This window comes from Halomonas sp. NCCP-2165, assembly GCF_023708045.1.
GTDB lineage: Bacteria > Pseudomonadota > Gammaproteobacteria > Pseudomonadales > Halomonadaceae > Bisbaumannia > Bisbaumannia pacifica.
In genome coordinates this window covers 41,404-64,430 of record NZ_BRCY01000016.1, presented here as the reverse complement: position 1 = coordinate 64,430, position 23,027 = coordinate 41,404, and the positions used below count along the sequence as shown (strand labels likewise).

General features: G+C 67.9%; 23 protein-coding genes and 1 pseudogene. 12 read left to right on the top strand and 12 right to left on the bottom strand.

The genetic code is table 11. From position 1 onward, the window contains the following. Positions 1 to 35: 35 nt before the first annotated feature. From cydC to NFU04_RS10155, 5 genes are all read right to left on the bottom strand, one after another. A complete protein-coding gene (gene cydC / locus NFU04_RS10175) occupies positions 36 to 1,742 on the bottom strand; it encodes a thiol reductant ABC exporter subunit CydC (protein ID WP_251309325.1) in 1,707 nt (568 codons plus the stop codon). Continuing rightward, the gene (gene cydD / locus NFU04_RS10170; protein WP_251309324.1) at positions 1,742 to 3,406 is read right to left on the bottom strand and encodes a thiol reductant ABC exporter subunit CydD; all 1,665 of its coding nucleotides are present in this window, start codon (positions 3,404 to 3,406) and stop codon (positions 1,742 to 1,744) included. The genes cydC and cydD overlap by 1 nt, the downstream gene beginning before the upstream one ends. Positions 3,407 to 3,410: 4 nt before the next feature. Beyond that, positions 3,411 to 4,412, bottom strand: coding sequence for a cytochrome d ubiquinol oxidase subunit II (gene cydB, locus NFU04_RS10165; protein WP_251309323.1), 1,002 nt, complete (start codon positions 4,410 to 4,412; stop codon positions 3,411 to 3,413). 12 nt (positions 4,413 to 4,424) lie between these two features. After that, positions 4,425 to 5,843, bottom strand: coding sequence for a cytochrome ubiquinol oxidase subunit I (locus NFU04_RS10160; RefSeq protein ID WP_251309322.1), 1,419 nt, complete (start codon positions 5,841 to 5,843; stop codon positions 4,425 to 4,427). 271 nt (positions 5,844 to 6,114) lie between these two features. After that, on the bottom strand, positions 6,115 to 7,083 hold the full coding sequence (locus tag NFU04_RS10155; protein WP_251309321.1) for a calcium/sodium antiporter: 969 nt from the start codon (positions 7,081 to 7,083) through the stop codon (positions 6,115 to 6,117). A gap of 164 nt (positions 7,084 to 7,247) precedes the next feature. On the opposite strand from NFU04_RS10155, the gene NFU04_RS10150 reads away from it, so the two are divergent. From NFU04_RS10150 to NFU04_RS10135, 4 genes are read left to right on the top strand one after another with little or no spacing between them, the layout of a single operon-like run. Further along, positions 7,248 to 8,525 carry a paraquat-inducible protein A gene (locus tag NFU04_RS10150; RefSeq protein ID WP_251309341.1) on the top strand — a complete coding sequence of 426 codons (1,278 nt, stop codon included), beginning with the start codon at positions 7,248 to 7,250 and terminating at the stop codon, positions 8,523 to 8,525. After that, positions 8,515 to 10,305: an intermembrane transport protein PqiB gene (gene pqiB, locus NFU04_RS10145; protein WP_251309320.1), complete on the top strand. Its 1,791-nt coding sequence runs from the start codon at positions 8,515 to 8,517 to the stop codon at positions 10,303 to 10,305. The genes NFU04_RS10150 and pqiB overlap by 11 nt, the downstream gene beginning before the upstream one ends. Then, positions 10,188 to 10,748: a PqiC family protein gene (locus tag NFU04_RS10140; protein WP_251309340.1), complete on the top strand. Its 561-nt coding sequence runs from the start codon at positions 10,188 to 10,190 to the stop codon at positions 10,746 to 10,748. Before pqiB ends, NFU04_RS10140 begins: the two co-directional genes overlap by 118 nt. Positions 10,749 to 10,758: 10 nt before the next feature. Then, a complete protein-coding gene (locus tag NFU04_RS10135; RefSeq protein ID WP_251309319.1) occupies positions 10,759 to 11,202 on the top strand; it encodes a helix-hairpin-helix domain-containing protein in 444 nt (147 codons plus the stop codon). Between the two features lie 95 nt (positions 11,203 to 11,297). On the opposite strand, the gene NFU04_RS10130 is transcribed toward NFU04_RS10135, so the two are convergent. From NFU04_RS10130 to NFU04_RS10120, 3 genes are read right to left on the bottom strand one after another with little or no spacing between them, the layout of a single operon-like run. Further along, positions 11,298 to 11,996: a protein phosphatase 2C domain-containing protein gene (locus tag NFU04_RS10130; protein ID WP_251309318.1), complete on the bottom strand. Its 699-nt coding sequence runs from the start codon at positions 11,994 to 11,996 to the stop codon at positions 11,298 to 11,300. Beyond that, a complete protein-coding gene (locus NFU04_RS10125) occupies positions 11,996 to 12,700 on the bottom strand; it encodes a hypothetical protein (RefSeq protein WP_251309317.1) in 705 nt (234 codons plus the stop codon). The genes NFU04_RS10130 and NFU04_RS10125 overlap by 1 nt, the downstream gene beginning before the upstream one ends. Positions 12,701 to 12,703: 3 nt before the next feature. Continuing rightward, the gene (locus NFU04_RS10120; RefSeq protein ID WP_251309316.1) at positions 12,704 to 13,357 is read right to left on the bottom strand and encodes a MarR family transcriptional regulator; all 654 of its coding nucleotides are present in this window, start codon (positions 13,355 to 13,357) and stop codon (positions 12,704 to 12,706) included. A 204-nt stretch (positions 13,358 to 13,561) separates the two neighbouring features. Here NFU04_RS10120 and NFU04_RS10115 point away from each other — a divergent pair. The 6 genes and pseudogenes from NFU04_RS10115 to NFU04_RS10090 form a co-directional block, all read left to right on the top strand. After that, positions 13,562 to 13,706: pseudogene (locus tag NFU04_RS10115) on the top strand (IS256 family transposase); the annotation flags it as partial. A gap of 157 nt (positions 13,707 to 13,863) precedes the next feature. Then, positions 13,864 to 15,204, top strand: coding sequence for a DEAD/DEAH box helicase (locus NFU04_RS10110; RefSeq protein WP_251309315.1), 1,341 nt, complete (start codon positions 13,864 to 13,866; stop codon positions 15,202 to 15,204). Positions 15,205 to 15,335: 131 nt separating this feature from the next. After that, a complete protein-coding gene (locus NFU04_RS10105; RefSeq protein WP_251309314.1) occupies positions 15,336 to 15,896 on the top strand; it encodes a hypothetical protein in 561 nt (186 codons plus the stop codon). Continuing rightward, positions 15,886 to 17,121, top strand: a complete 1,236-nt coding sequence (locus tag NFU04_RS10100; RefSeq protein WP_251309313.1) for an MFS transporter — start codon at positions 15,886 to 15,888, stop codon at positions 17,119 to 17,121. The genes NFU04_RS10105 and NFU04_RS10100 overlap by 11 nt, the downstream gene beginning before the upstream one ends. A gap of 93 nt (positions 17,122 to 17,214) precedes the next feature. After that, positions 17,215 to 18,099 carry a DMT family transporter gene (locus NFU04_RS10095; RefSeq protein WP_251309312.1) on the top strand — a complete coding sequence of 295 codons (885 nt, stop codon included), beginning with the start codon at positions 17,215 to 17,217 and terminating at the stop codon, positions 18,097 to 18,099. Between the two features lie 39 nt (positions 18,100 to 18,138). Next, the gene (locus NFU04_RS10090) at positions 18,139 to 18,564 is read left to right on the top strand and encodes a hypothetical protein (RefSeq protein ID WP_251309311.1); all 426 of its coding nucleotides are present in this window, start codon (positions 18,139 to 18,141) and stop codon (positions 18,562 to 18,564) included. Between the two features lie 160 nt (positions 18,565 to 18,724). Here the strand turns inward: NFU04_RS10090 and pyrC are convergent, their stop codons facing one another. After that, positions 18,725 to 19,756 carry a dihydroorotase gene (gene pyrC / locus NFU04_RS10085; protein WP_251309310.1) on the bottom strand — a complete coding sequence of 344 codons (1,032 nt, stop codon included), beginning with the start codon at positions 19,754 to 19,756 and terminating at the stop codon, positions 18,725 to 18,727. A 144-nt stretch (positions 19,757 to 19,900) separates the two neighbouring features. Between pyrC and NFU04_RS10080 the strand changes: the two genes are divergently transcribed. Beyond that, positions 19,901 to 20,467 (top strand): outer membrane protein, encoded by a 567-nt coding sequence (locus tag NFU04_RS10080; protein ID WP_251309309.1) that lies wholly within the window; start codon positions 19,901 to 19,903, stop codon positions 20,465 to 20,467. On the opposite strand, the gene NFU04_RS10075 is transcribed toward NFU04_RS10080, so the two are convergent. Further along, positions 20,464 to 21,036 (bottom strand): methyl-accepting chemotaxis protein, encoded by a 573-nt coding sequence (locus NFU04_RS10075; protein WP_285835140.1) that lies wholly within the window; start codon positions 21,034 to 21,036, stop codon positions 20,464 to 20,466. The genes NFU04_RS10080 and NFU04_RS10075 overlap by 4 nt on opposite strands. Further along, the gene (locus NFU04_RS10070) at positions 20,985 to 21,668 is read right to left on the bottom strand and encodes a PAS domain-containing protein (RefSeq protein ID WP_285835139.1); all 684 of its coding nucleotides are present in this window, start codon (positions 21,666 to 21,668) and stop codon (positions 20,985 to 20,987) included. Before NFU04_RS10070 ends, NFU04_RS10075 begins: the two co-directional genes overlap by 52 nt. 321 nt (positions 21,669 to 21,989) lie before the next feature. Here NFU04_RS10070 and NFU04_RS10065 point away from each other — a divergent pair, with 321 nt between their 5' ends. Further along, positions 21,990 to 22,466, top strand: coding sequence for a hypothetical protein (locus NFU04_RS10065; RefSeq protein ID WP_251309308.1), 477 nt, complete (start codon positions 21,990 to 21,992; stop codon positions 22,464 to 22,466). Between the two features lie 90 nt (positions 22,467 to 22,556). Here NFU04_RS10065 and NFU04_RS10060 read toward each other — a convergent pair whose 3' ends face one another. Continuing rightward, positions 22,557 to 22,928 (bottom strand): DUF6746 family protein, encoded by a 372-nt coding sequence (locus tag NFU04_RS10060; RefSeq protein WP_251309307.1) that lies wholly within the window; start codon positions 22,926 to 22,928, stop codon positions 22,557 to 22,559. Positions 22,929 to 23,027 lie beyond the last annotated feature (99 nt).

Here is a 23,027-nt window from a genome sequence, read left to right as displayed (position 1 = left end):
TGCTAGATCTTGACCACCTGCGCAAAGCTTCTGCGTCAAACGCTTTCGAGGCGCCCCTCCACCAGGCGGTAGCCGCGCTCGATGCCGGGCAGCGGCGCGGCGTCCTGCCATTGATGGATCAGATAGAGCAGGCTGCGCCCCTCGAGCCAGGCATCCAGGCGCGCGGCGATGCGCGCCGCCATGGCCGCATCGACCCCGGCGAAGGGCTCGTCGAGGATCACGATACGGGCCCGCTCGCGCAGCAGCACCCGGGCCAGCGACAGGCGCCGCGCCTGGCCCCCCGAGAGCAGGCCACCACTCTCCCCGACCCGGGTCTGCAGGCCCTGGGGCAGGGTCGCGGCCCAGTCGTCCAGTTCCACCAGCGCCAACACCCGCCACAGCGCCGCCTCATCGGCGTCGGGGGCGGCCAGGCGCAGGTTGGCGGCCAGGCTGTCATCGAAGAGCTCCAGGCGCTGGGTCTGCCAGGCCAGGGCCTCCCGCCAGGCCGCCGGCGCCAGCTCGCCGAGGGGCGTTCCGGCGACGCACACCCGGCCGGCGCTTGGCGACAGCTGCCCGGCCACCAGCGCCGCCAGGCTCGACTTGCCGGCCCCGGAGGCCCCCAGCAGGGCGATGCGCTCGCCCGGGGCAAGGCGCAGGGTGACGTCGTGCAGTGCCGACGTCAGGGCCCCCGGGTAGCGTAGGCCGACCTTGTCCAGCGCGAGCTCCGGCACCTCGCGTCCCAGGGCCCGCTCGCCCCCCAGGGGTGCGGGTGGCGCCGCCTCCAGGGCATTGAGCCGCTCGGCGGCGGCCAGGCTGGCGCCAAACTGGGTAAAGGCCGCGGGCAGGGCCCCCAGGGCCTCGCCCATGGCCAGCAGCGCCAGGGGCATCATCACCATCACCGGTCCCGACAGCTGGCCGGCCTGAAACGCCGAGGTGCCTAGCCATAGCGCCAGCAGCGCCGTGCCGCCGACCACCAGGCCCACCAGGGCCGTGCCGAAGGCGCCGCGCAGCCCCAGCCGCCACTGATCGGCATAGAGCGCCGCCTCTTCGGCCTCCAGGCGCGTCCGCTGCCGCTCCAGGGTAGAGAAGGCGATCCACTCGGGGAGGCCCTGCAGGGTCTCCACCGCCTGCCCGCGCAACCGGTCGAGGCTGGCCACCCGGCGCCGGCTGGGGGCCAGCCCCCAGCGGGCCTGCCCCACCACCAACCAGCACCAGGCCAGCAGCAGGATCGACGCCACCCAGGCGCCGATCATGGGGGCGAAGAGCGCCAGGAAACCCGCCACCCCGAGGATCGCCAGCAGCGCCACCACGGGCGGGGCCAGCAGGCGCAGGTAGAGGCCGTCCAGGGTGTCGATATCGGCGGTCAGGCGATTAAGCCATTCGCTGGCCCGGCGCCGGGCCAGGGTCTGGCCATCGAGGCCGGCCAGTACCGCGAACAGGCGAGCGCGCAGATCCGCCAGCAGTCGCAGCACGCTGTCGTGGTTATAGAGGCGCTCCACATAGCGGGCCACGGTGCGGGCCACGGCGAAGAAGCGGATCCCGCCACCGGGGACATAGACATCCAGGCTGGCCGCCACCCCGGCGGCCAGCAGCATGCCGGTCAGGGCCGTGGCGGTAATAAACCAGCCGGATAGCGCCAGCAGGCCGATGGCCGAGCCCACCGTGACCAGCAGCAGCAAGGCGCCCAGTTCCAGGCGCCGACGGCGCCGCCCCAGCAACCGCAGCCAGGGCGCCAGGGTCCGGCGAAGCGAAGGGGTACTCATCACCGCCCTCCTCCCTCGTCCTGCGATATCGCGCCATCGTCCAGGCGAATCACCCGATCGGCCAGGGCCAGCAGGGCCGGTTGGTGCGACGCCACCACCAGGGTGCGTCCCTCGGCGGCCAGGGCCCGAAGGCCATGGATCACCGCCGCCTCGCTGTCGGCATCCAGGCTGGCGGTGGGTTCGTCCAGCAGCACCAGCGGCGCCCGGGAAAGAAAGACCCGGGCCAGGGCCAGGCGCTGCGCCTGGCCGCCGGATAGCCCGCTGCCACGCTCTCCCACCCGGGTCGCCAGCCCCTCCGGCAATTGCGCCAAGAGCTCGCCGAGGCCGGCCCACTGCAGCGCCTCGGTCATGGCCTTATCGGTGGCCTCGGGTGCCGCCAGGCGCAGGTTCTCCGCCAGGCTGCCCTGGAGGATCAGCGGTCGCTGATCCATCCAGGCCAGGGGCACGGCCTCGCGGCGCAGCTCGCCCTCGGCCGGGCCCATAAAGCCGGCCATCAGGCGCAGCAGGCTCGACTTGCCCGCCCCGGAAGGCCCGGCCAGGGCCAGGATCTCGCCCCGCCCCACGGCGAGATCCAGGGGACCGACCACCGGGCCCCGCCCGGGATAGGCGAGGCTCACGCCTTGCAGCTCGAGCAGATGATCGGCCCCGATCGGCGCCGACGGCGTGGCGCCCCGGGGCGGCGTCTCCTGCAGCAGGGCCACCAGCGACTCGGCGGCGCCCAGGGCCGCGGCGCGGTCGTGATAGTGCTGGGCCAGGCTGCGCAGCGGCTGGAAGAATTCCGGCGCCAGCAGCAGGATCAGCAGGCCGCTGAACAGCGTCAGCCGCGGCGAGGGGCCATAGTCGATATAGCCCAGCAACCCGAAGCCCACGTAGATGGCCACCACGGCGATGGCCACCGAGGCGAAGAACTCCAGCACCGCCGAGGAGAGGAAGGCCAGTCGCAGGGTCTTCATGCTGCGGCTCCGGTACTCGTCGGCGGCGACGTAGACCTCCTCGGTGGCGGCCCGGGTGCGATCGAAGAGCTGCAGGGTGGCGAGCCCCCGAACGCGGTCGAGGAAGTGGCCGGCCAGGCGGGTCACGGCGGCGAACTGCTCGCGGTTGAGCCGCTCGGCCCCCATCCCCACCAGGGCCATGAAGAGGGGAATCAGTGGCATGGCCAGCAGCAGGAAGAGCGCCGCCAGCCAGTCGAGCCAGAACACCACCGCCAACAGGGTCAACGGCAGCAGCAGCGCCAGGCGCAGTTGGGGGAGGAAGCGCGCGAAATAGCCGTCCAGGGCCTCGAGCTGCTCCACCAGTTGAGAGGCCAGGCCGGCGCTATGGCGCCCCGCCAGCCCCACCGGGCCCAGGGCGGTGAGATGATCGAGGAGCGCGGCCCGGGCTCGGCGGCGAATCGCCAGGCTGGCGGCCAGGGAGAGCGCCTCCTGGCCCCACTGGCAGAGGGCGCGAACCACCAATAGCGCCGCCACGGCCAGGAAGGCCGGCAGCAGCTCGGCCAGGGGACGATGCGCCACCAGCACGGCCGAGATCACCCAGGCCAGCAGCACCATCTGCGCTAGGGTCGCCAGGCCCACCCCAAGGCCCGCCAGGGTGGCCAGGCCCAGGCGCCGGCGCTCTCCCGCCGCCAGCCCGGCAAGCCAGCGGCGCGGCGTTAGCGTCTCCGACATGGGCTCAGTGATAGCCTTCACCCACCTTGACCTTGCCGCGGAAGACCCAGTAGCTCCAGGCGGTATAGGTCAACACGATGGGGATCACGAAGAGTACCCCGATCAGCAGGAAGAGCTGGGATTCCGGTGCCGAGGAGGCATCCCAGATGGTGTAGTCGGGGGGCACGATTACCGGCCACTTGCTGACCACCAGGCCCAGGTAGGTGAAGACATAGAGGCCCACGGTGGCCACGAAGGGCAGGCCCTCGCGGCGGCTGCGCACCGCCTGGTAGATCAGCACCGCACAGCCCAGGGCCAGCACCGGGAAGAGCCAGATCAGCTGGATATGGCCGAACCAGCGTTCCCAGACGTCGGGATTCACGAAGGGCGTCCACAGGCTGATGATCAAAAATACCGCCAGCACCAGGGCCAGCAGGGTCGGGGTGATGCGATAGGCCCAGGCCTGCACATGCCCTTCCGACTTCATGATCAGCCAGGTGGCGCCGAGCAGCGCATAGCCGGCCATCAGGCCGAACCCGGTCAGCACGCTGAAGGGGGTCAGCCAGTCCAGGGGACCGCCCACATAGACGAAGTCCTCCACGGCGAAGCCCTGGATATAGGCCCCCACCACGGCGCCCTGGGCGAAGGCGGCCACCGCCGAGCCCCAGGAGAAGGCGCGATTCCACCAATGGCGATTGGCCCGCGACTTGAAACGAAACTCGAAGGCCACGCCGCGGAAGATCAGTCCCGCCAGCAGCAGGAAGACGCCGATATAGAGGGCCGGCAGGAACACCGAATAGACCAGCGGGAAGGCTCCCAGCAGGCCGGCCCCGCCCAGTACCAGCCAGGTCTCGTTGCCGTCCCAGACCGGCGCCACCGAGTTCATCATCACGTCCCGGGCCGCCTCGTCCGGGGCGAAGGGAAAGAGGATCCCCAGCCCCAGATCGAAGCCATCCATCAGCACGTACATGATCACCCCGAAACCGATGATCACGGCCCAGATGATTGCCAGATCGATACCACCCATGCTCTCGTCTCCTTAGTGTTGCGTACCGGGGGCCGCGGCTCCGGGGCCATCGTCGAAGGGCGTATGGCTGGCCGACAGCGGACGCATGGGGCGTTCCACCTCGCCCTGGATCTCCTCGCCGTCCTGCATGCCCTGACGCACCACCCGGGTCAGGTAGTAGACCCCGGCCCAGAACACCACCGCATAGACCGCCGCATAGCCGATCAGGGTGAACAGCGCCATGCCCCCGGTCAGCGACGGGGTCAGCGCCTCGGCCTGGTTCATCAGGCCATAGACCAGCCAGGGGGCCCGGCCGGTCTCGGTGACGAACCAGCCCGCCAGCACGGCGACGAAGGGCGTCACGCTCATCAGCCGCAGCAGCTGCAGGAAGCCGCGATGCTCATAGAGGCGACCACCGCGACGCAGCCACAGGCCGGCCAGCGCCACCAGGATCATCAGCAGGCCCAGGCCCACCATGACCCGGAATGACCAGAACACCAGCCAGACCGGCGGCTGCTCCTCCGGGGCCACTTCGCTCAGCCCCGGCACCACCCCCTCGGGGTCGTGACGCAGGATGATGCTGGCCAGGTTGGGAATGCCGATCTCGACGGCATGGGTCTGGTTGGCCTGATCGGGAATCGCGAACAGCAGCAGGGGCACATGGCTCGAGGTCTCCCAGTTACCCTCCATGGCCGCCACCTTGGTGGGCTGATGTTCCAGGGTGTTGAGGCCATGGAAGTCGCCCACCACCGCCTGGGCCGGCGCCAGGACCAGCAGCAGCCACAGGCACATGGAGAGCGCCTTCTTGTTGGCTTCCACGTCACGCTTCTGCAGCAGGTACCAGGCGCTTACCCCGGCCACCACGAAGCCGCCGGTCAGGAAGGAGGCCAGCACCTTGTGGGAGAAGCGATAGGGGAAGGAAGGGTTGAAGATCGCCTCACTCCAGTCGACCACATGGAAGCGCCCGTCGATCAGCTCGACGCCGGCCGGCGTCTGCATCCAGCTATTGGCGGCGAGGATCCAGAAGGCCGAGATAAAGGTGCCGACGGCCACCATGATGGCGGCGAACAGATGCACGCCCTGGGGCACCTTGCCGCGGCCGAAGAGCAGCACCCCGAGGAAGCCGGCCTCCAGGAAGAAGGCGGTCACCACCTCATAGCTGAGCATGGGCCCGAGGAAGTTGGCCGAGGCCTGGGCGAAGTTGCTCCAGTTGGTGCCGAACTGGAAGGACATCACGATGCCCGACACCACCCCCATGCCGAAGACCACGGCGAAGACCTTGGTCCAGAACACCGCCAGGCGCTCCCAGGCGGGATTGGCACTCTTGTAGAAGAGGCCATGCAGCACGGCGATATAGGACGCCAGGCCGATGGTGAAGACCGGGAAGATGGCGTGAAAGGACACCACGAACGCGAACTGGAGTCGCGATAGCAGTAAGGGGTCGAGCTCCATGGTTGTCTCCCTGATGGCGACGTAAGCCGATGACGCTAATTGAGCCTAGTGACAAATTTCGGTTCGCGTCGTCGGCGAGCCTATTTGGATCTGCTTATGCTAGGCCCCTGAAGCATCAGGGGGAATGGACTGGCGCCCTCAAAGGTGTGTCCGGTTGCCGCAGTTGGCGGGGTTTCGGCTGTGGTCGATTGCCGCACGGCCCCTCGCGCACGCCGAAAAGGCGTGGCGGGGGCCTGCGACTCACCCAGGCGCCGGACCTGGGCAGGCGGATCTAGGCGGCGCCCAGCAGCCAGGCCAGGTAGCCCAGGTAGGCCACATAGATAGTCAGCAGGGTCGCCCCCTCGAGGCGATTGATGCGCCCGTCCCGGCCCCGCCAGCCGATGGCGAAGATGGCCATCAGCAGGGTCATGGCGGCCATCACCGGCCAGTCGCGCATGATCACCTCGCCGCCGGCATCGATGGGCGCAATCGCCCCCGCCAGGCCCACCACCCCCAGGGTATTGAAGAGGTTGGAGCCCACCACATTGCCCAGCACCAGGTCGTGCTCGCGCCGCCGCAGGGCGCTGACGGAGGCCGCCAGCTCCGGCAGGGAGGTGCCCACCGCGACGATGGTCAGGCCGATCACTAGATCGCTGACGCCGAGGCTCTCGGCGATCTCCACCGCGCCCCATACCAGCAGCCGCGAGCTGGCCACCAGCAGCACCAGGCCGATCAGGGTCCAGGTCAGGGCCTTGGGCAGGGCCATGGGGGCCTCGCTGAGCAGCTCCTCGGTCTCGTCGCCGAGGCTATCGGCCTGGCGCCCCTGCCACAGGCTGTAGCCGATAAACACCGCCAGCAGCCCCAGCAGCAGCCAGGCATCGCCATGCCCCACCGCCCCATCGCGCAGTTGCCACAGGGCCAGCAGGGTAATGGCGCCGAGGATCGGCAGTTCCCGGCGCAATACCCGGGAGTGCACCGCCAGCGGCGAAATCAACGCCACCAGGCCGAGAATCAGGCCGATATTGGCGATATTCGAGCCATAGGCGTTACCCAGGGCCAGGCCGGGGTTGCCCTGCCCCGCCGCCAGGGCCGAAACCGCCAGCTCCGGCGCCGAGGTGCCGAAGCCCAGCACCAGCATGCCGATCACCAACGGCGGTAACCCCAGGTGACGCGAGGTGGCCGCGGCCCCGGCCACGAACCGCTCGGCACTCCACACCAGTACCACCAGACCCAGCGCCACGGCGCCTAACCAAAGCAACATGATCTCTCCTTTCGCATTAGCGTTGGTTGTAGAACCCCGGCGACCTTGCATAATGGCAGCCAGAGCCCGACCACCCATTCAGGACGCCTACCGTGTCATCGCCGCCTTCGCCACAGGCCTCGACCAGCCAGGCCGCGCTCGACGAGCCGCGGCATGGTGCCACATTGCCGCCACGCCGGCTACGCGCCTGTCACGAGTGCGACTGGGTCGCGGCGCTGCCACCGCTGCGTGCCGGCGAAAAGGCCGATTGCCCGCGTTGCGGTCATACCCTGGTGCGCCGCCACTACCGCGCCGCCCAGCGCAGCCTGGCCCTGGCCATCGCCGCCCTGGTGGCGCTGGCGCTGGGCGTGAGCTTCCCCTTCGTCAGCTTTCAGGTCGGCGGCATCGGCAATCGCATCGAGCTGACCCAGACCGCCACCACCCTGATCGGCTTCCATCAGCCCCTGGTGGCGATCGTGGTGCTGTTGACCATCGTGGTGCTGCCGGCGGTCTACCTGCTCGGGGTCATCTGGCTGCAGAGCGGCCTGATGCGCGGCGCCCCCTGGCCGGGCAGTCGCGCCCTGGCACGCTCCCTGGATCACCTCAACCCCTGGATGATGGCCGACGTCTTTATCATCGGCGCCCTGGTCAGCCTGATTAAGATCGCCGGCATGGCGGAGGTCCAACTGGGCACCGCTTTCTGGGCCTTCTGCGCCTTCGCCGTGCTGCTGTTAATGACCACCCAGTCCATCGACGGCGACTGGATGTGGTTTACCCTGGCCGGCGAACCCCGCGCCCCGCACGGCACGCGCCCCGGCGAGCGGGCCGCCGCCCAGGGCCTCACCGGCTGCCCCACCTGTGGCCTGATCGGTCGCCTGGACGAGCGCGGGCGAGGCCAGTGCCGACGCTGCGGCGAGGGCCTGCGGGCCCGCCTGCCGCACAGCCAGCAACGCACCTGGGCGCTGCTGGCGGCGGCCTGCGTGATGTACCTTCCGGCCAATCTCTACCCCATCATGACCACCACCAGCCTGGGGCATAGTCAGCCCTCGACCATTATCGGCGGGGTGGTGGACCTGTGGCAGATGGGCTCCTGGCCGGTGGCCTCGGTGATCTTCGTCGCCAGCATCCTGGTACCGGTGGGCAAGGTCGTGGCCCTGGCCTGGCTCTGCCTGGTGGTGCGCCGCAGCGACGAACTGCATGCCTCGACGCGCACCCGACTCTATCGCCTGACCGAACTGATCGGCCGCTGGTCCATGGTCGACGTCTTCGTGGTGGCCATCCTGGTGGCCCTGATCCGTGCCGGCAGCCTGATGTCGATCACCCCCGGCCCCGCCGCCCTGGCCTTCGCCGGCGTGGTGGTGCTGACCATGCTGGCCGCCATGACCTTCGACCCCCGGTTGATCTGGGACGGCCCAAACCACTCGCGCCCCCAACATCTCGAGGAAGTTGCCCATGACCGCTAGCCCCCGCCAGGATGACACCCGTGCCCGGGTCAGCGCCCAGGCACGGATCTCGCCGATCTGGATCGTGCCCCTGGTGGCGGTGCTGATCGGCCTGTGGCTGATCTACGACAACTACAGCCGCCGTGGCCCCCAGATCACCCTGGAGATCCCCAATGCCGAGGGCATCGAGGCCGGCACCCTGATCAAGACCCGCAACGTGGATATCGGCCGGGTCGACCGGGTCGAGCTCTCCGATGACCTGGGCCATGCCGAGATCACCGCCCGCCTCTCTCCCGGCAGCGAGCGAATGCTGGTGGAGGACACCCGCTTCTGGGTGGTCAAGCCGCGGATCGGCCGCGAGGGCATCAGCGGGCTGAATACGGTGCTATCCGGGGCCTACCTGCAGCTGCAGCCCGGCAGCAGCGATGTCGCCCAGCGCCACTTCCGGGTCCTCGACCTGCCCCCGGCGTCGCCCGCGGATGCCGAGGGCCTGCGCATCATCCTGATCAGCCAGCTCGGCAACTCCCTGCGTATCGGCGACCCGGTCACCTACCAGGGCTATACCGTGGGCCGGGTGGAGAGCGCCGAGTTCGTCCCCGAGGCGCGACGCATGCGCCATCGCCTGTTTATCGAGAGTCCCTACGACAGCCTGGTCACCGACAGCACTCGCTTCTGGGCCGCCAGCGGCGTCGACCTGCGCCTCGACTCGGAAGGTTTCCGCGTCAACGTCGCCTCCCTGGAGTCGCTGCTCGGTGGCGGCGTCACCTTCGGCGTGCTCGAGGACCTGCCCCTGGGCAATGCGGTGGACGAAGATGCCACCTTTACCCTCTACCCGGACGAGGAGCACGCCCGCCAGGGCACCTTCAATCGCTACCTGGAGTATGTGCTGCTGGTGGATGACACCGTGCGCGGTCTCTCCCGGGGCGCCCCGGTGGAGTTCCGCGGGGTGCGTATCGGCACCGTGGCCGCGGTGCCCTGGCGCTTCAGCGCCCCCCAGCCCGAGGGGCGCCAGGGCTTCGCCATCCCGGTGCTGATCCGTATCGAGCCCCAGCGCCTGGGCCTGGAGGGCGAGCTCGACCTGGAGGAGTGGCGCCAGCGCTTCGAGCGCCTCTTCGGCCTGGGCCTTCGGGCCACCCTCAAGGCCGGCAACCTGCTGACCGGCGCGCTCTTCGTGGATATCAACTTCCATCAGGACAGCGAGCCCTATGCGGTCGAGGAGTTCGAGTCACGCCAGGTCTTTCCCACCATCTCGGGGGGCCTGGCGCAGATCGAGCAGAAGGTCTCGAGCCTGCTCGACAAGCTCAACGCCCTGGAGGTGGAACCCATTCTCGACGGCCTGGCCACGAACCTGGCCGGCACCGAGGCGCTGGTGGCGGAGGTCCGCGACCTCACCGAGCGGGTCGGCGCCCTGGTCGACAACCCCGAGACCCAGGCCCTGCCGGGCAACGTCAATCGTGCCCTGGAGGGCCTGCGGCAGACCCTCGAGGGTGTCTCGCCCCAGGGCGAGGGCTACCGGGAGCTGCTGCGCACCCTGGAGCGCTTCGAGCGGCTGATGCGCGATATGCAGCCGGTGATTCGCACCCTGGACGAGGATCCCCGGGCGCTGCTCTTCGACCGCGACGGCGGCGATCCTCGACTCGACACGCCGCGCCCTAACAAGGAGGTCTTATGCGACACCTGCTACTGCCCCTGCTGCTGTTCGCCCTGCTGGCCGGCTGCGCCAGCGGCGGCGCCCCGACCCAGCGCTATGCCCTGCCCGGCCCCGAACCGACAGCGACCGCCGGGGAGAGCCGGCTACTGATCGCCCCCTTGCAACTGGTGGAGTACCTCAATCAGGAGGGCATCGTCCTGCAGCTCGACGATATCAGCCGTCACCAGGCCCGGAAGCATCGCTGGATCGAGGCCCCGGGTCCGCACCTGGCCCGGGGGCTACGCGACCGCCTCGGCGAGCGCCTCCCCCGGACCCGGGTGACCCTGGCCCAGGGCGGCGATGCCTCGGCGCCGCGCCTGACGCTGACGGTAGAGCGCTTCGAGGGACGCTATGATGGAATGGCCATCGCCGACGGCAGTTGGCGCCTGGAGGACGCGGCGGGTCAGCCGCTGGCCCGGGGGCGCTTCCATGCCGAACGCCCCCTGGCCGATGATGGCTACCCGGCCCTGGTGCGTGCCCTCGGCGCGAGCTGGGACGCCGTGGCCGACCAGCTGGCGACGGCGCTGGCCCCATACCTCTCTGTCGACTCCTGAGGAGCCCCCCATGGACGAACATCGCCTCGGCGCCCTGCTGCAGGGCATCCGCGAGCTGTATCAGGAGCTGGAAGCGACCGAGGGGGTCGAGCCCGAGGCCCGCCGCCACGGCCTGAGCATGGCCCGGGTGCGACTCGCCACCCTGGGAGACGGCACGGCACTGCCCGCGGAGATCCACGCGGGCATCGAGCGCGCCCGCCGCCATCTCGCCGAGCTGGCCCTGGCGTTTTATCGCGAAGGCGGCTGTGACGACCTGGACGAGGCGGGCCGCCAGGCCTACCTGGACGAGCATGCCGAGCCGCTGACCCGACTGGATGGCATCGGCCCCACCCTGGCCCGGCGCCTCTTCGCGCATGGGCTGGTCACCCCGGAGCAGGTGCAGGCCAGCGACGAGGCCGCCCTGGCCGAGGTGCCCGGCCTCAATGCCGGCCACCGGGCACGGATCCTTAAATGAGCTCCATGAAGCGGGTACGCGCCTTAGGGCGTACTTCATCGATATTCCCAGTGTTCATGCCGAATTCTTGGCGGCTCTAGATCGTGGCTCCGTGATTAACCGAGTGAAAAGTGCCTGAGGTTGTCGATATCCGACGCCTGGTCGATCTGATCAAGCGACCCGGCCCCGAACGGCAAAGTGAGCAGGCTGGCATCGTCCCGCAGGCAGTGCCGTGGCGTGCCTGCTTCAAGATACTCCTGCCAGTAGCCATCGGTGCTGAGCAGCAACGTTTGGCCACGCTGCAGCAAGAAAACGTGGTGCTCGGGGGGACTAAAACGTTTGGCGTTCAGGCAACGAGTCAGTTGCTGTTTGTGCCGATCCTGCTCTTCGCTTGAGCCTGGGGGCGACAAACCGGGCTGCTGCGCCAGAATGTGAGGTGAGGTCAGCCATCGCGTCTCGGCTTGTAGCCGTAGGCCTACCCGGCAGTCACCGCAATGCCAGACTTGGGTCTCAAGCGTCACCAGGTCAAGGCTGACCATGCAGTAGCTGGCGATATCGCGGAGGAAGCCGTGCCGAAGCTGGGCCTGTTCTTGTTTGAGACGAGCATGAACCGTTGCCTGCGAGCGAGCAGATGCCTCGGCCAGCACTTGCAGTACGACATCGGCCCAATGCCGAGCCAGCTCGGCGCCTCGGGGGCCTTTCTCTGCGCCGTCGACCAACACCGCCAGGAGGTGCTGGTCTTGCCGCCCCACGGCCGCGGCATCGCTGTTGCTGCCACGCTCGCGGCCTTGCCGGCTGAACCAGCTGGCCCGCATCAGCCTCTCTCCCCGGCCAGGATCTCCAGACGCTCGAAGAGCAGCATTTCTCGATCCGGGTCTCCGGCCTGGCTCTGCACGGCATATCCAAAATCATCATTGCCGAGGAGCTCGCTGAGCTCGGCGGCAATGTAGGCCTGGAGTGCACTGTCGGCTGCTCGCACCTCATCGAGCAGCTCGGGGCGGCCATCCACCAGATTGAGGATGTCCTCGATGTCGTGGCTCGACAATGGATCACCCTCTCCGCGCCCCTTGTAGGCCTCCAGCTTGGTGGCAACGAACAGCGGCGGCGTGACCACGCGAATGGTGAGACCCCCGCCCAACGAGACGGGCTCTGCCGTTTGCAGCGCCTGGGGGTACCAGTGATTGCTGAAGCCGAGCACCTCGTCATGGTCCGGCATCAGGTCGACGCGCAGCTCCCCCAGCTTCATGGCGCAGATGGGCATCTCCTCGTCCAGTGAGGAGGGTTCCTTGAATCCCTTGGCATTCAGCGCGTCCTTGAAGCGCTGCAGATCGATATAGCTCATGACGCTGATGATCAGATCCACGTCGTCGGTGCTGCGCACCTGCTCGCGAGTGAACGCATCGGTCAGCAGCAGCCCGGTCGTGCAACCCCCGACGAAGGCCACTTGGTCACGAAGCTCGGCACCGAGAGCCTCGGCCACCTGGCGCAGCATGGCACGCTGATCGTCGAATAGGCTCATCCGTTACTCCAGATACTTTGCCAGCCGCTCGCTAGCGACCTTGCTCTCACGGGGATGGCCCAGTCGAATGGCATCGACCAGGGCCAGCATGGCATACAGCTCGCGGTCGCGACGCACTGCATAGGGCACACTCTTGAACAGCGGCTCGATGGCTTGGCCTTTGCTGTTGCCCCGGGCATCCGGCCACACCATCAGCAGCTCACCCGAGCTATACAGCTGGCCCTCTAGCACCGGCGCGGCGAAGGTCGTCGCGATTCCTCGGGTGATTTCGCCGGGCTTGGCCGGAAACACATAACGCACCCCATGAACGATGAAATGGAACAAGGCTCGGGTATTGGCGCGCGGCAGGCCTGTCCTGCGATCCTTGCGAATCAGGCCAACCTCCAGGCAGCGCTGAAGGGCCAGGCTCACCTGGCTCTTGCTGATCCCGGTTTCCTCGGCCAAGGCCCGCACGCTATAACGAGCCAGCAGCTGATCGTCATCGAGCCCAGACCAGCTCCCCTGGCGCAAGTTGCTGTCGACATCATCCAGCGCCCAGTCCCGCCAGTCATCGGGAAGCGCCTTTGATCCCTTACCGGCGTGCTTATCGGAGCCATGGCCTTCTCTGCTTCTCAGGGCCACCAGCTTCAAAAGCAAGCCAATATCTTGACCTTTCATATTCTCACCAATTCACTCTGTCCCGCGTCCTAGGACACGGGACAGAATTGATGCAACAGAATTTCAATGTCAAGAAAAATTGCGCAGCGCATACGAATTCGCTTATTGGCCTGGATAGCGCCGTCCGCCATTCCAGCTCACGCATGAGCACATCGCGGAAGGCATCGATTTCCTGCCGGCTTTCCAGGAGATCGCTTCATGGGTAACAGTAGCCTGCTGCCGCCCTACTGAGCGAGCCTGCAGCATCGAGGAGCTGCCCCCTTGGCTCTACCTGAAAGGGATCTCCACCGGCTGCTACCCGGAAGCCCCGGGGGCGCTGCTGGGCGACCAGGCCAACACGGTGTCACGGCAAGAGCCTCGCACTCTCGGGGCTTTTCTGTCATGATGCTGGCGCGGCCTATTTCGGTCCCTCCTGCCGCATCTGTCACCCGACGTTTCTTGCCCCGCCGCCCGGGACCCGCGCCGCCATTGCCGCGGCGGGTGGCGACGGGGTCGATGGAGTTTCCATGAGCTTTACCGATCTCGGCCTGCGTGCCGAATTGCTGCGTGCCGTCGAGGCACAGGGCTACACCACCCCGACCCCGATTCAGCGCCAGGCGATTCCCGCCGTGCTGGGCGGCGGCGACCTGCTGGCCAGCGCCCAGACCGGCACCGGCAAGACCGCCGGTTTCACCCTGCCGATGCTGCAGCGCCTGGCCGGCGGGCCGCGTCCCGGCAAGCGCCAGGTGCGTGCCCTGGTGCTGACCCCGACCCGGGAGCTGGCCGCCCAGGTCGGCGAGAGCGTGGCCGATTACGGTCGCCACCTGACCCTCAAGAGCCATGTGATCTTCGGCGGCGTCGGCCAGCAGCCCCAGGTAGACGCCATTCGCCCCGGCCTCGACGTGCTGGTGGCCACCCCGGGCCGCCTGCTCGACCTGCACCAGCAGAAGCACGTGGATCTCTCGCGCATCGAGATCCTGGTGCTGGACGAGGCCGACCGCATGCTCGACATGGGCTTTATCCACGACATCAAGAAGGTACTGAAGCTGCTGCCGGAGAAGCGCCAGAACCTGCTCTTCTCGGCGACCTTCTCCGACGAGATCCAGGCCCTGGCCCACAAGCTGCTGGATAACCCGGCCAAGATCGAGGTGGCACGGCGCAACACCACCGCCGAGACCGTCGATCAGGCGGTCTACCAGGTCGATCGCGAGCAGAAGCGCGAGCTGCTGGCTCACCTGATCACCCAGCATCAGTGGTACCAGGTACTGGTCTTCACCCGCACCAAGCACGGCGCCAACCGCCTCGCCGAGCAGCTCAGCAAGCAGGACATCCCGGCCATGGCCATCCATGGCAACAAGAGCCAGTCGGCCCGCACCAAGGCCCTGTCCGCCTTCAAGAGCGGCGAGCTGCAGGTGCTGGTGGCCACCGATATCGCCGCCCGCGGCCTGGATATCAGCGAGCTGCCCCATGTGGTCAACTTCGAGCTGCCCAACGTCGCCGAAGACTATGTGCACCGCATCGGCCGCACCGGCCGCGCCGGCAGCGAGGGCCAGGCGGTGTCGCTGGTCTGCGTCGATGAACACGGCCTGCTCAAGGGCATCGAGCGACTAATCAAGCGCGACCTGGACAAGCGCATCGAGCCCGGTTTCGAACCCGATCCCAATGCCAAGCCCGAGCCGATCGAGAATGGTCGTAATCGCGGTCGCGGCAATGGCGGCCGGGGCAATGGTGGCCGGAATAACGGCGGTCGGAATCAGGGCCAGCAACGCCGCCAGGGTGGCGAGGCGCGTCAATCCGGCAACCGCGATAACGACGTCGCCAAGCCCGCGCGTCGACGCCGCCCCCGGCGCTCGGCCCAGCAGGGCTAGGCGACCGGCCGAGCGTTATGCCGAACGACTGAACTCCCTGGCCAGCGGCAGCACCGCTGGCCAGATCTATTAGTTTGTGCGAATGTGAACTCTCGAATACCCCCTCATCGACCGGGGTGGAGGTGAGCGCCATGCTGAGCTTCTTCAAGGACAAGCCCCCCGAATGCTGGGTCATCAAGCAGGTCGACGACGACCTGCTTCACCTCTGTGGCCGCGGCCTGGCCACCGCCAGGGAGCGTCCCAAAAGGCTGCTGGCGAAGCTGCACGCCGGGAACTACCAGGGGCCCGTGAGCTTCGACAACAGCGGCCTGGTCCTGAATTCGCGACTCTTCGCGGCCCTGGTGCCGCTGGACGCGCTGCATATCGACGACCAGGACCGGGCCCGGTGGCGTGACCGCCTCTGGCGGGTATCCTGGGTCCCCCGACGCTGCTGGACCTACGAGGGTCGCCTCACCACCCAGGCCAGCGCCGCGGGCGGGCGCATCGGGCTGATCAGCGTCGAGGACGTGGCCAGCATCCGCGCCAAGGCCAGGCCACGAGCCACCGCGTCGCGACACAGCCTGCTTTATGGTCTCGAGCCCCTGGAAGGGGTGACCACGGAAAAAGGCGCCCAGCAGAGGCAGGCCGGCAATCGCTGGTCGGGCCCCGCCGCCGTGGGCGGCCGCGAACGACGAGACAGAAATGACCGCTGAACCGACTCAGCCATCCCGGGGACGCCTGATCGGCTTCCTCGCCCTGATGGTCCTGGTGGGCCTCAACCTGAGGCCCGCCCTCTCCTCCCTCTCACCGCTGCTCAACCGCATCCAGGTCGACACCGGCCTGTCGCCGCTGGGGATCGGCGCCCTGACCACCCTACCGGTCCTCTGCCTGGGTCTCTTCGCGCCCCTGGCCCCCTGGCTGGCCAAGCGCCTGGGCCCCGAGCGGGCCCTGTCGCTGGCCCTGCTGCTGCTGACCGGCGCCCTGCTGCTGCGTGCCAATTCGCTGACCCCGCTGCTGTTCCTGGGCACGCTAGGAGTCGGGGCGGCCATCGGCATCGCCGGCAGCCTGTTGCCGGCCCTGGTCAAGCGCGAACTGCCCAAGGGCGCCGACCTGATGACCGGCGTCTACACCATGGCCCTGTGTCTCGGCGGCGCCCTGGGCGCCGGCCTCGGCATCCCGCTCGCCGACTGGCTGGGGGACTGGCACCTGAGCCTCGCCAGCTGGGCGCTGCTGGCCGTCGCGGCCCTGGTCGCCTGGCGGTTGGGAATGCCCCACCCCAAGCCGCCGGCCCCGGGCAGCCTGCCCAAGGCCCCGCGGGTGCGCCTATGGCGCCATGGCCTGGCCTGGCAGGTCACGGCGCTGATGGGGAGCCAGTCGTCGCTGGCCTATATCGTCTTCGGCTGGCTGCCCGTGCTGCTCCAAAGACGCGGCCTGAGCGAGGGAGAGGCCGGCTGGCTGCTCGCCGGCTCGGTGATGGTGCAGTTGATCTCGGCGCTGGGTGCGCCCTGGCTGGCGCGCCTCCACCGCGACCAGCGTCCCGCCATGCTGGTGGTACTGGGGCTGACCACCGCCGGCTTCGTGATGCTGCTGCAGGCCCCCCTCTCCCAGCGCTGGCTGGGCGCCATCCTGCTCGGCCTCGGCCAGGGCGGCGCCTTCAGCCTGGCGCTGACCATGATCGTGCTGCGTAGCGGCGACTCGCGTTTGGCCGGCAAGCTTTCCGGGATGGCCCAGGGCTTCGGCTATACCCTGGCGGCCATGGGCCCCCTGGTCATCGGGCTGCTGCTGCAACTGGGCGCAGGCCTCACTAGTGTTACCGCCGTGCTGGTGGGTATCGCCGGCTTCGCCGCCGTCTTCGCCTGCCTGGCCGGACGCAACCGACGCCTGGAGTTCGACGCCGAGGGCTCCGTGATCACTCGGCGCTACGAGCGGCGGCGCTAGGCTGGCGCCACTCGTGGCGACGCTGGGCGGCCTGGCCCCGATCACGTATCATCGACCCGGCAAGGACGCTTACCCCTCGACGCCAGGAGTGTCATGACCACCGCCTCCCGACCACCCCTCAAGGCCGACCTGTTATTGCTTGGCGTGACCCTGCTGGCCGCCGCCGGCTGGATCTTCTCGAAGGAGGCACTCGACGGCCTGCCGCCGTTACTGTTTATCGGCAGCCGCTTCCTGCTGGCGGGACTCTTGCTGCTGCCCTTCGCCTGGCCCAGTCTCAGCAAACGCCGCCCGGCCCAATTCCGGGGCGCTGTGGGGGTCGGCCTGGTGTTCGCCGCCGCCATCGCCTTCTGGGTGCTGGGCCTGGCCCACGCTTCCCACCTGGGCGAAAGCGCCTTTATCAACAGCCTGGGGATCCTGCTGGTGCCGGTGATGGCACGCCTGCTGTTCGGTGACCGGCCGCCGAAGACCACCTGGATCGCCCTGCCGGTGGCGGTGGTGGGGCTGGCCTGCCTCTCCCTGGAGCGTGGCTTCCAGTTGGAGGCGAGCCAGTGGCTGTTCCTGGCGGCGGCCACCCTCTTCGCCCTGCTCTTCAACCTCAACTCGCGGGTGGTGCGCCAGCTCCCCGCCCTGCCCCTGACGGCCATCCAGCTGATCGTGGTGGGGCTGGTACTCACGGCCCTGTCGGCGCTTAGCGAGCCCTGGCCGAACCGCCTGGGCGGCGATACCCTGGCCTGGCTGGCCGCCAGCGTGCTGCTGGCCAGCACCCTGCGCTTCTTCCTGCAGGTCTATGCGCAGGGCCTGACCACCCCCAGCCATGCGGCGGTGATCATGATGCTGGAGGGGGTCTGGACCGCCATGCTGGCGGCCTTGTGGTTCGGCGAGACCATGACCGCCTGGCAGCTACTGGGCTGCGGGCTGATTTTTGCCGCCCTGTTGATCAACCGCTGGCGCTGGGTACGGGCGCTATGGCGCCGCTAGGGGGCGAGGCGCGGTGACGTCCCCCATCGAGGAGAGAACATGAGCAGAGTGCGTTATTCGGGGGACCTGATCGCCAGCCTGGAAGGGGTCGTCTGGCTGGGCCTGGCCTGGTCGGTGAGCCTCTCCCTGTGGCAGGGCACCCTGATGCCGAGCCTGACCGCACTCTGCCTGGCGGGCACCTGCCTGATCGTCGCCCTGGGGCACCGCCCACTGCGACTGATGCTGGGGCGCTACCGGATTCGCAAGCGGCGCACCGAGATGCTGATGCACCTGGTGGCCCTGCCGCTGCTCCTGGCGATGGCCCTGGCGATCCCCTTCGAGGCCCTGGTGACGCCCCTCAACGGCGACCAGCGGATGCTGCTGTTCAATGTGCTGGCCACCGCCGGCTGGCTGATGTTCCTGCTCACCATCCTCACCAAGTCGCTGATCTTCGAGGTGCGCCAGCGCCGGAGCGGCCGGCGCTAGGGCATCGTCGGTGCCTCGGCGATGATAGATCATGCTTGGGGCGCCTGCGGCGCCAATCGCTCGGCACAGCCGGAACGCCGGACCGCGAGCTCCCACAATAGGCTGGGTGGCCACTGATTTTGTAGGAGCGGGCTTTAGCCGGCGATAAGCAGTCGGCGAGTTACACCAGCTTCCAGTGCAGTCGCTCGCCGGCCATCAGCGGCACGATCACCTCGTCCCCATAGGGCAGGCTCTCGGGCAGGGTCCAGGTCTCGCGCTTGAGGGTGATGGTGCGCGCATTGCGCGCCAGGCCGTAGAAGTCCGGCCCATGATGGCTGGCGAAGCCCTCCAGGCGATCCAGGGCGCCGGCCTGCTCGAAGGCCGTGGCATAGAGCTCGATGGCCGCCGGTGCGGTGAAGGCCCCCGCGCAGCCGCAGGCGCTCTCCTTGGCGCCCTTGGCATGGGGCGCGCTGTCGGTGCCCAGGAAGAACTTGCGGCTACCGGAGCTGGCCGCCGAAAGCAGCGCCTCGCGATGGCTCTCGCGCTTGAGTACCGGCAGGCAGTAGTAGTGGGGACGGATACCGCCCACCAGCATCTGGTTGCGGTTGAAGAGCAGGTGATGGGCGGTAATGGTGGCGGCGATGGTCTTCGGCGCCGCCTCCACGAACTCCACCGCCTGACGGGTGGTGATGTGCTCGAATACCACCTTGAGGTCGGGGAAGCGGGCCAGCAGCGGCTTCATCACCTTCTCGATAAATACCGCCTCACGGTCGAAGATATCGATCTCGGCATGGGTCACCTCGCCATGCACCAGCAGCGGCAGTCCCAGGCGCTCCATGGCGGCGATGGCATCGGCGCACTTGTCGACGCTGGTCACGCCGGAATCGGAGTTGGTGGTGGCCCCGGCGGGATAGAGCTTGACGCCATGTACCTGGCCACTGGCCACGGCCCGCTCGATCTCCTCGGGCGAGGTGTTATCGGTCAGGTAGAGGGTCATCAAGGGCTCGAAGCTCACCCCTTCCGGCACCGCCGCGAGGATGCGCTGGCGGTAGGCCAGGGCCTGCTCGGTGGTGGTGACCGGCGGCTTGAGATTGGGCATGATGATGGCCCGGCCGAACTGCTGGGCACTGTAGGGCACCACCCGGTCGAGCACGGCGTCGTCGCGCACATGCAGATGCCAATCGTCGGGCTGGGTCAGGGTGATCTCGTTCACGGCATATCCTGTCAGGCTATAAAGTGGCGTCCCAGTATACCTTCCCGAGGGAGCTTTGCGGTGAATGCGCACGATTCGCCTCTGGTATTCCCGCTTCAGTCGGCTAAACTGGTTTGTCACTGACTCGCCACCCGGACGCCCGTCATGTCGATCCCGGCCCGCCCCTTCGCCCTGCTCTGCCTGCCACTGCTGCTGAGTCTGCCCCTCGCTGCCATGTCAGCCCAGGAGGAGGATGAGGCTAGCCTGCAGCTCGACAATGGCATGCAGGTGGATGGCGAGGAGATCGACTTCTATGACGGTTTCACCTCCGGCTTCCGGGTCGCCGCCGCCTACCTGGTCCCGCGCCTGCCGCGCTTCGAGATCGGTGCGGAATTCGCCTACCTCGAGAGCGAACAGCTACCCACCACCTATCAGGGCATGCCGGTGCAGCTCGACAGCACCAGCCTGCGAGGCGCCCTGATGGCGGGATTTCGCCTGGGTCAGCTAAGCCTCTACGGCAAGACCGGGCTCGCCGGCTGGCAGGCCGATATGGCGGGCAACCTGGGAGGCGACTGGCAACAGGACTCCCTGGATGGCACCGCCCAGACCTTCGGCCTGGGCGCCAGCGTGCAGCACAACGCCTGGCAGGGCCGGCTCGAATACGAATATATCGACGCCGACCGTCTCGACCACCTCAATATCACCAGTGCCCGCCTCAGCTACCGCTTCTAGTGGACGGCTGCCCTCAACTCCACCTCCTCCCGAGACGGGGACACCGCCGGTAACGCCCCAGGGGCCTCTCTCGACCTGTCGGCGTCAGACCGTTGAGCGGCCGATCGGGTACTGAACGCCCGGGCATTGATATTCAGGGCCTCGGCCTCGCCACGAAGCGACCGGGTCACCCCATGATAGCTCTGCATCTCGGCGGCACTCTCCTGGGTGGCCCGATCGATGGCATGGATCGACTGACCGACCTGCGTCACGCCTTCGCTCTGCTCGCGGGCGGCGGCGCTGATCTCCGCCATCAAGTCATTGACCCGATGACTGGCCTCGCGAATCCGCTGCATGGCCGCCTCGGTATCGCGGGTATGCTCCACGCCGGAGGCCACGCCCTTGCCCGCTTCGGCAATCAGCAGTTGTACCTTCTTGGCGGCATCGGCGGCCTGATTCGCCAGGCTACGCACCTCCCCTGCCACTACCGCGAACCCGCGCCCGTGCTCGCCGGCTCGGGCCGCCTCGACGGAGGCATTCAGCGCCAGGATATTGGTCTGGAAGGCGATATTGTCGATGGTCTCGACCACCAGCCCGAGCCCAGGAGCCCGGCCAGGGCCATGCCACCCAGCGGCCAAGCGACCAGGGCCGGCAATTGCGAGAACCAGGGGCTGGCAGCCGCGAGTGCCACGCCTACCGCGGCCAGAGAAAAGCTCATCAGCTTGCTCCGCAGCCCGCTCAATCGAGAGGGCTGCCACCACCCCAGCCACCCCTTGCGTCGCAGCTGGCCATGGTTAACCCGGTAGGCACAACGCCCCTCGCGCATCTCCCGGTAGAGGGCTTCGGCGCGCCGGGTCTGCGCTACGGAAACGAAGGTACGCAGGGAAGCGAAGCCCTCGATACGCCCGCCTTCCATCAACGGCACCACATGGGCATGCACCCAATAGTGGTCGCCATTCTTGCAACGGTTCTTGACGATGCCCTGCCAGCCCTGACCGCGCTTGAGCGTCGCCCACATGTCGGCGAACACCTCCGGCGGCATATCTGGATGGCGCACGATGTTATGGGGCGAGCCGATCAGCTCCTCGCGAGAGAAGCCGCTGATCCCGACGAAGGCCGGGTTGGCATAGGAGATCATGCCTCGGCGATCCGTGCGGGAGATCAGGAAGTCATCGGGCTCCAGGGGGTGATTACACTGGCTGACGTACCCATTGTTTCTCATGCTACCTACCTGGCTATTCTTGAGCGCTGGCGAAATCCCGTGGCAGGCCTCTGCCGCCGGGGGGTACAGGGGAGATTCACTCACTTCACCAGGCGGCCGTTGTTGTCGGAGTCGGTCCAGCACAGGAGAGGAATCAGGGTATTGTCACTATTTGGCTCCCAAGCCTACTTCACAAAAAGTAACGCAAAGTAACGATAAGCCCCCCCTGGCCAGGGGTTATTCCCGGCATGAAGCGCCCTGCCGCCCCTGCGACAATCTCCCCCGGGCGCGGATCCTGGCGACCTGCTAGAGTACTCGGCCCTACTCATCGCCGATGATGCCATGGTTACCTCGTTACGCCTCAATACGCTGATTCTCGTGACCCTGCTGATCCTGGGCGGCGCCTCCTGGTATGCCATGCAGCGCTTCGCCTCCCGCGATGGCATCGCCTGGCAGACCAGCGACACCCCCTGCGATCTTCGGCAGGCCCCCTGCCAGGCGACCCTCGCCGATGGCAGTCGGCTGCGCTTTGCCATCGACGGCGAGAAGCCGATTCGCGCCCTGACGCCGCTGACGCTGCGCGTGGAGAGCGATGCCGCCGAGGTGCGGCGCGTCCGCGTCGACTTCGAAGGCATCGGCATGGAGATGGGACTGCACCGCTTCCCGCTGGAGCGTACCGAGCCGGGTCACTTCGCCGGCCCGGCCCAGGTTGGCGTCTGTACCGAGGAGGTCATGCCCTGGCGAGCCAGGGTCAGGGTCGAGACCGAGGAGGGTTGGCAGGGAGCCTGGTTCGACTTCGAAGCGACACGCGGCCTGTAAGACGGCCAACGAGACCGGCCCCGCCAAGAGCGGGGCCGGTCGTGGTCAAGCGCCGGGGTGTCGGCAATGGCCGTTACGGCCTGCGATCGCTCACTCCCAGGCCGTCAGGGTCTTGGCCTTGTCCAGGTAGGACTGGCCGTGGGCCTTGACGGCCTCGCCATCCAGGCGTTCCGAGGCCAGGTGGACCTCCTCGAGCTCCATGGCCATCCCATCGACCTCCTCGGAGAGGGTCTGCAGGGCATTCTCCAGGGTGTAGGTCAGCTCATGGACCTGCCCCAGCTCCTCGTCGCTCAGGCTCTCCTGGGCCAGGAGGGCATCGAGGCGCCGATTGTATTCGGTGAAATTCGCCACCGCCGCCTCGAGGGTCTCGGCGGCTTCGCCCTGAAAGTGATCGACCCGCTCGGCCAGGGCCTCGCCCACCAGCCCGAAGGTCAGGGCCGCCAAAAACATAAAGTGCTTCATTGCAACTCCTCTTTGCCAATGAAAATGACTTGCATTTAGCAATCTATCAGCCGCCTGCCGTCCACACAAGCGTTTCGACCGTGGCGGATTGGCGCGGCC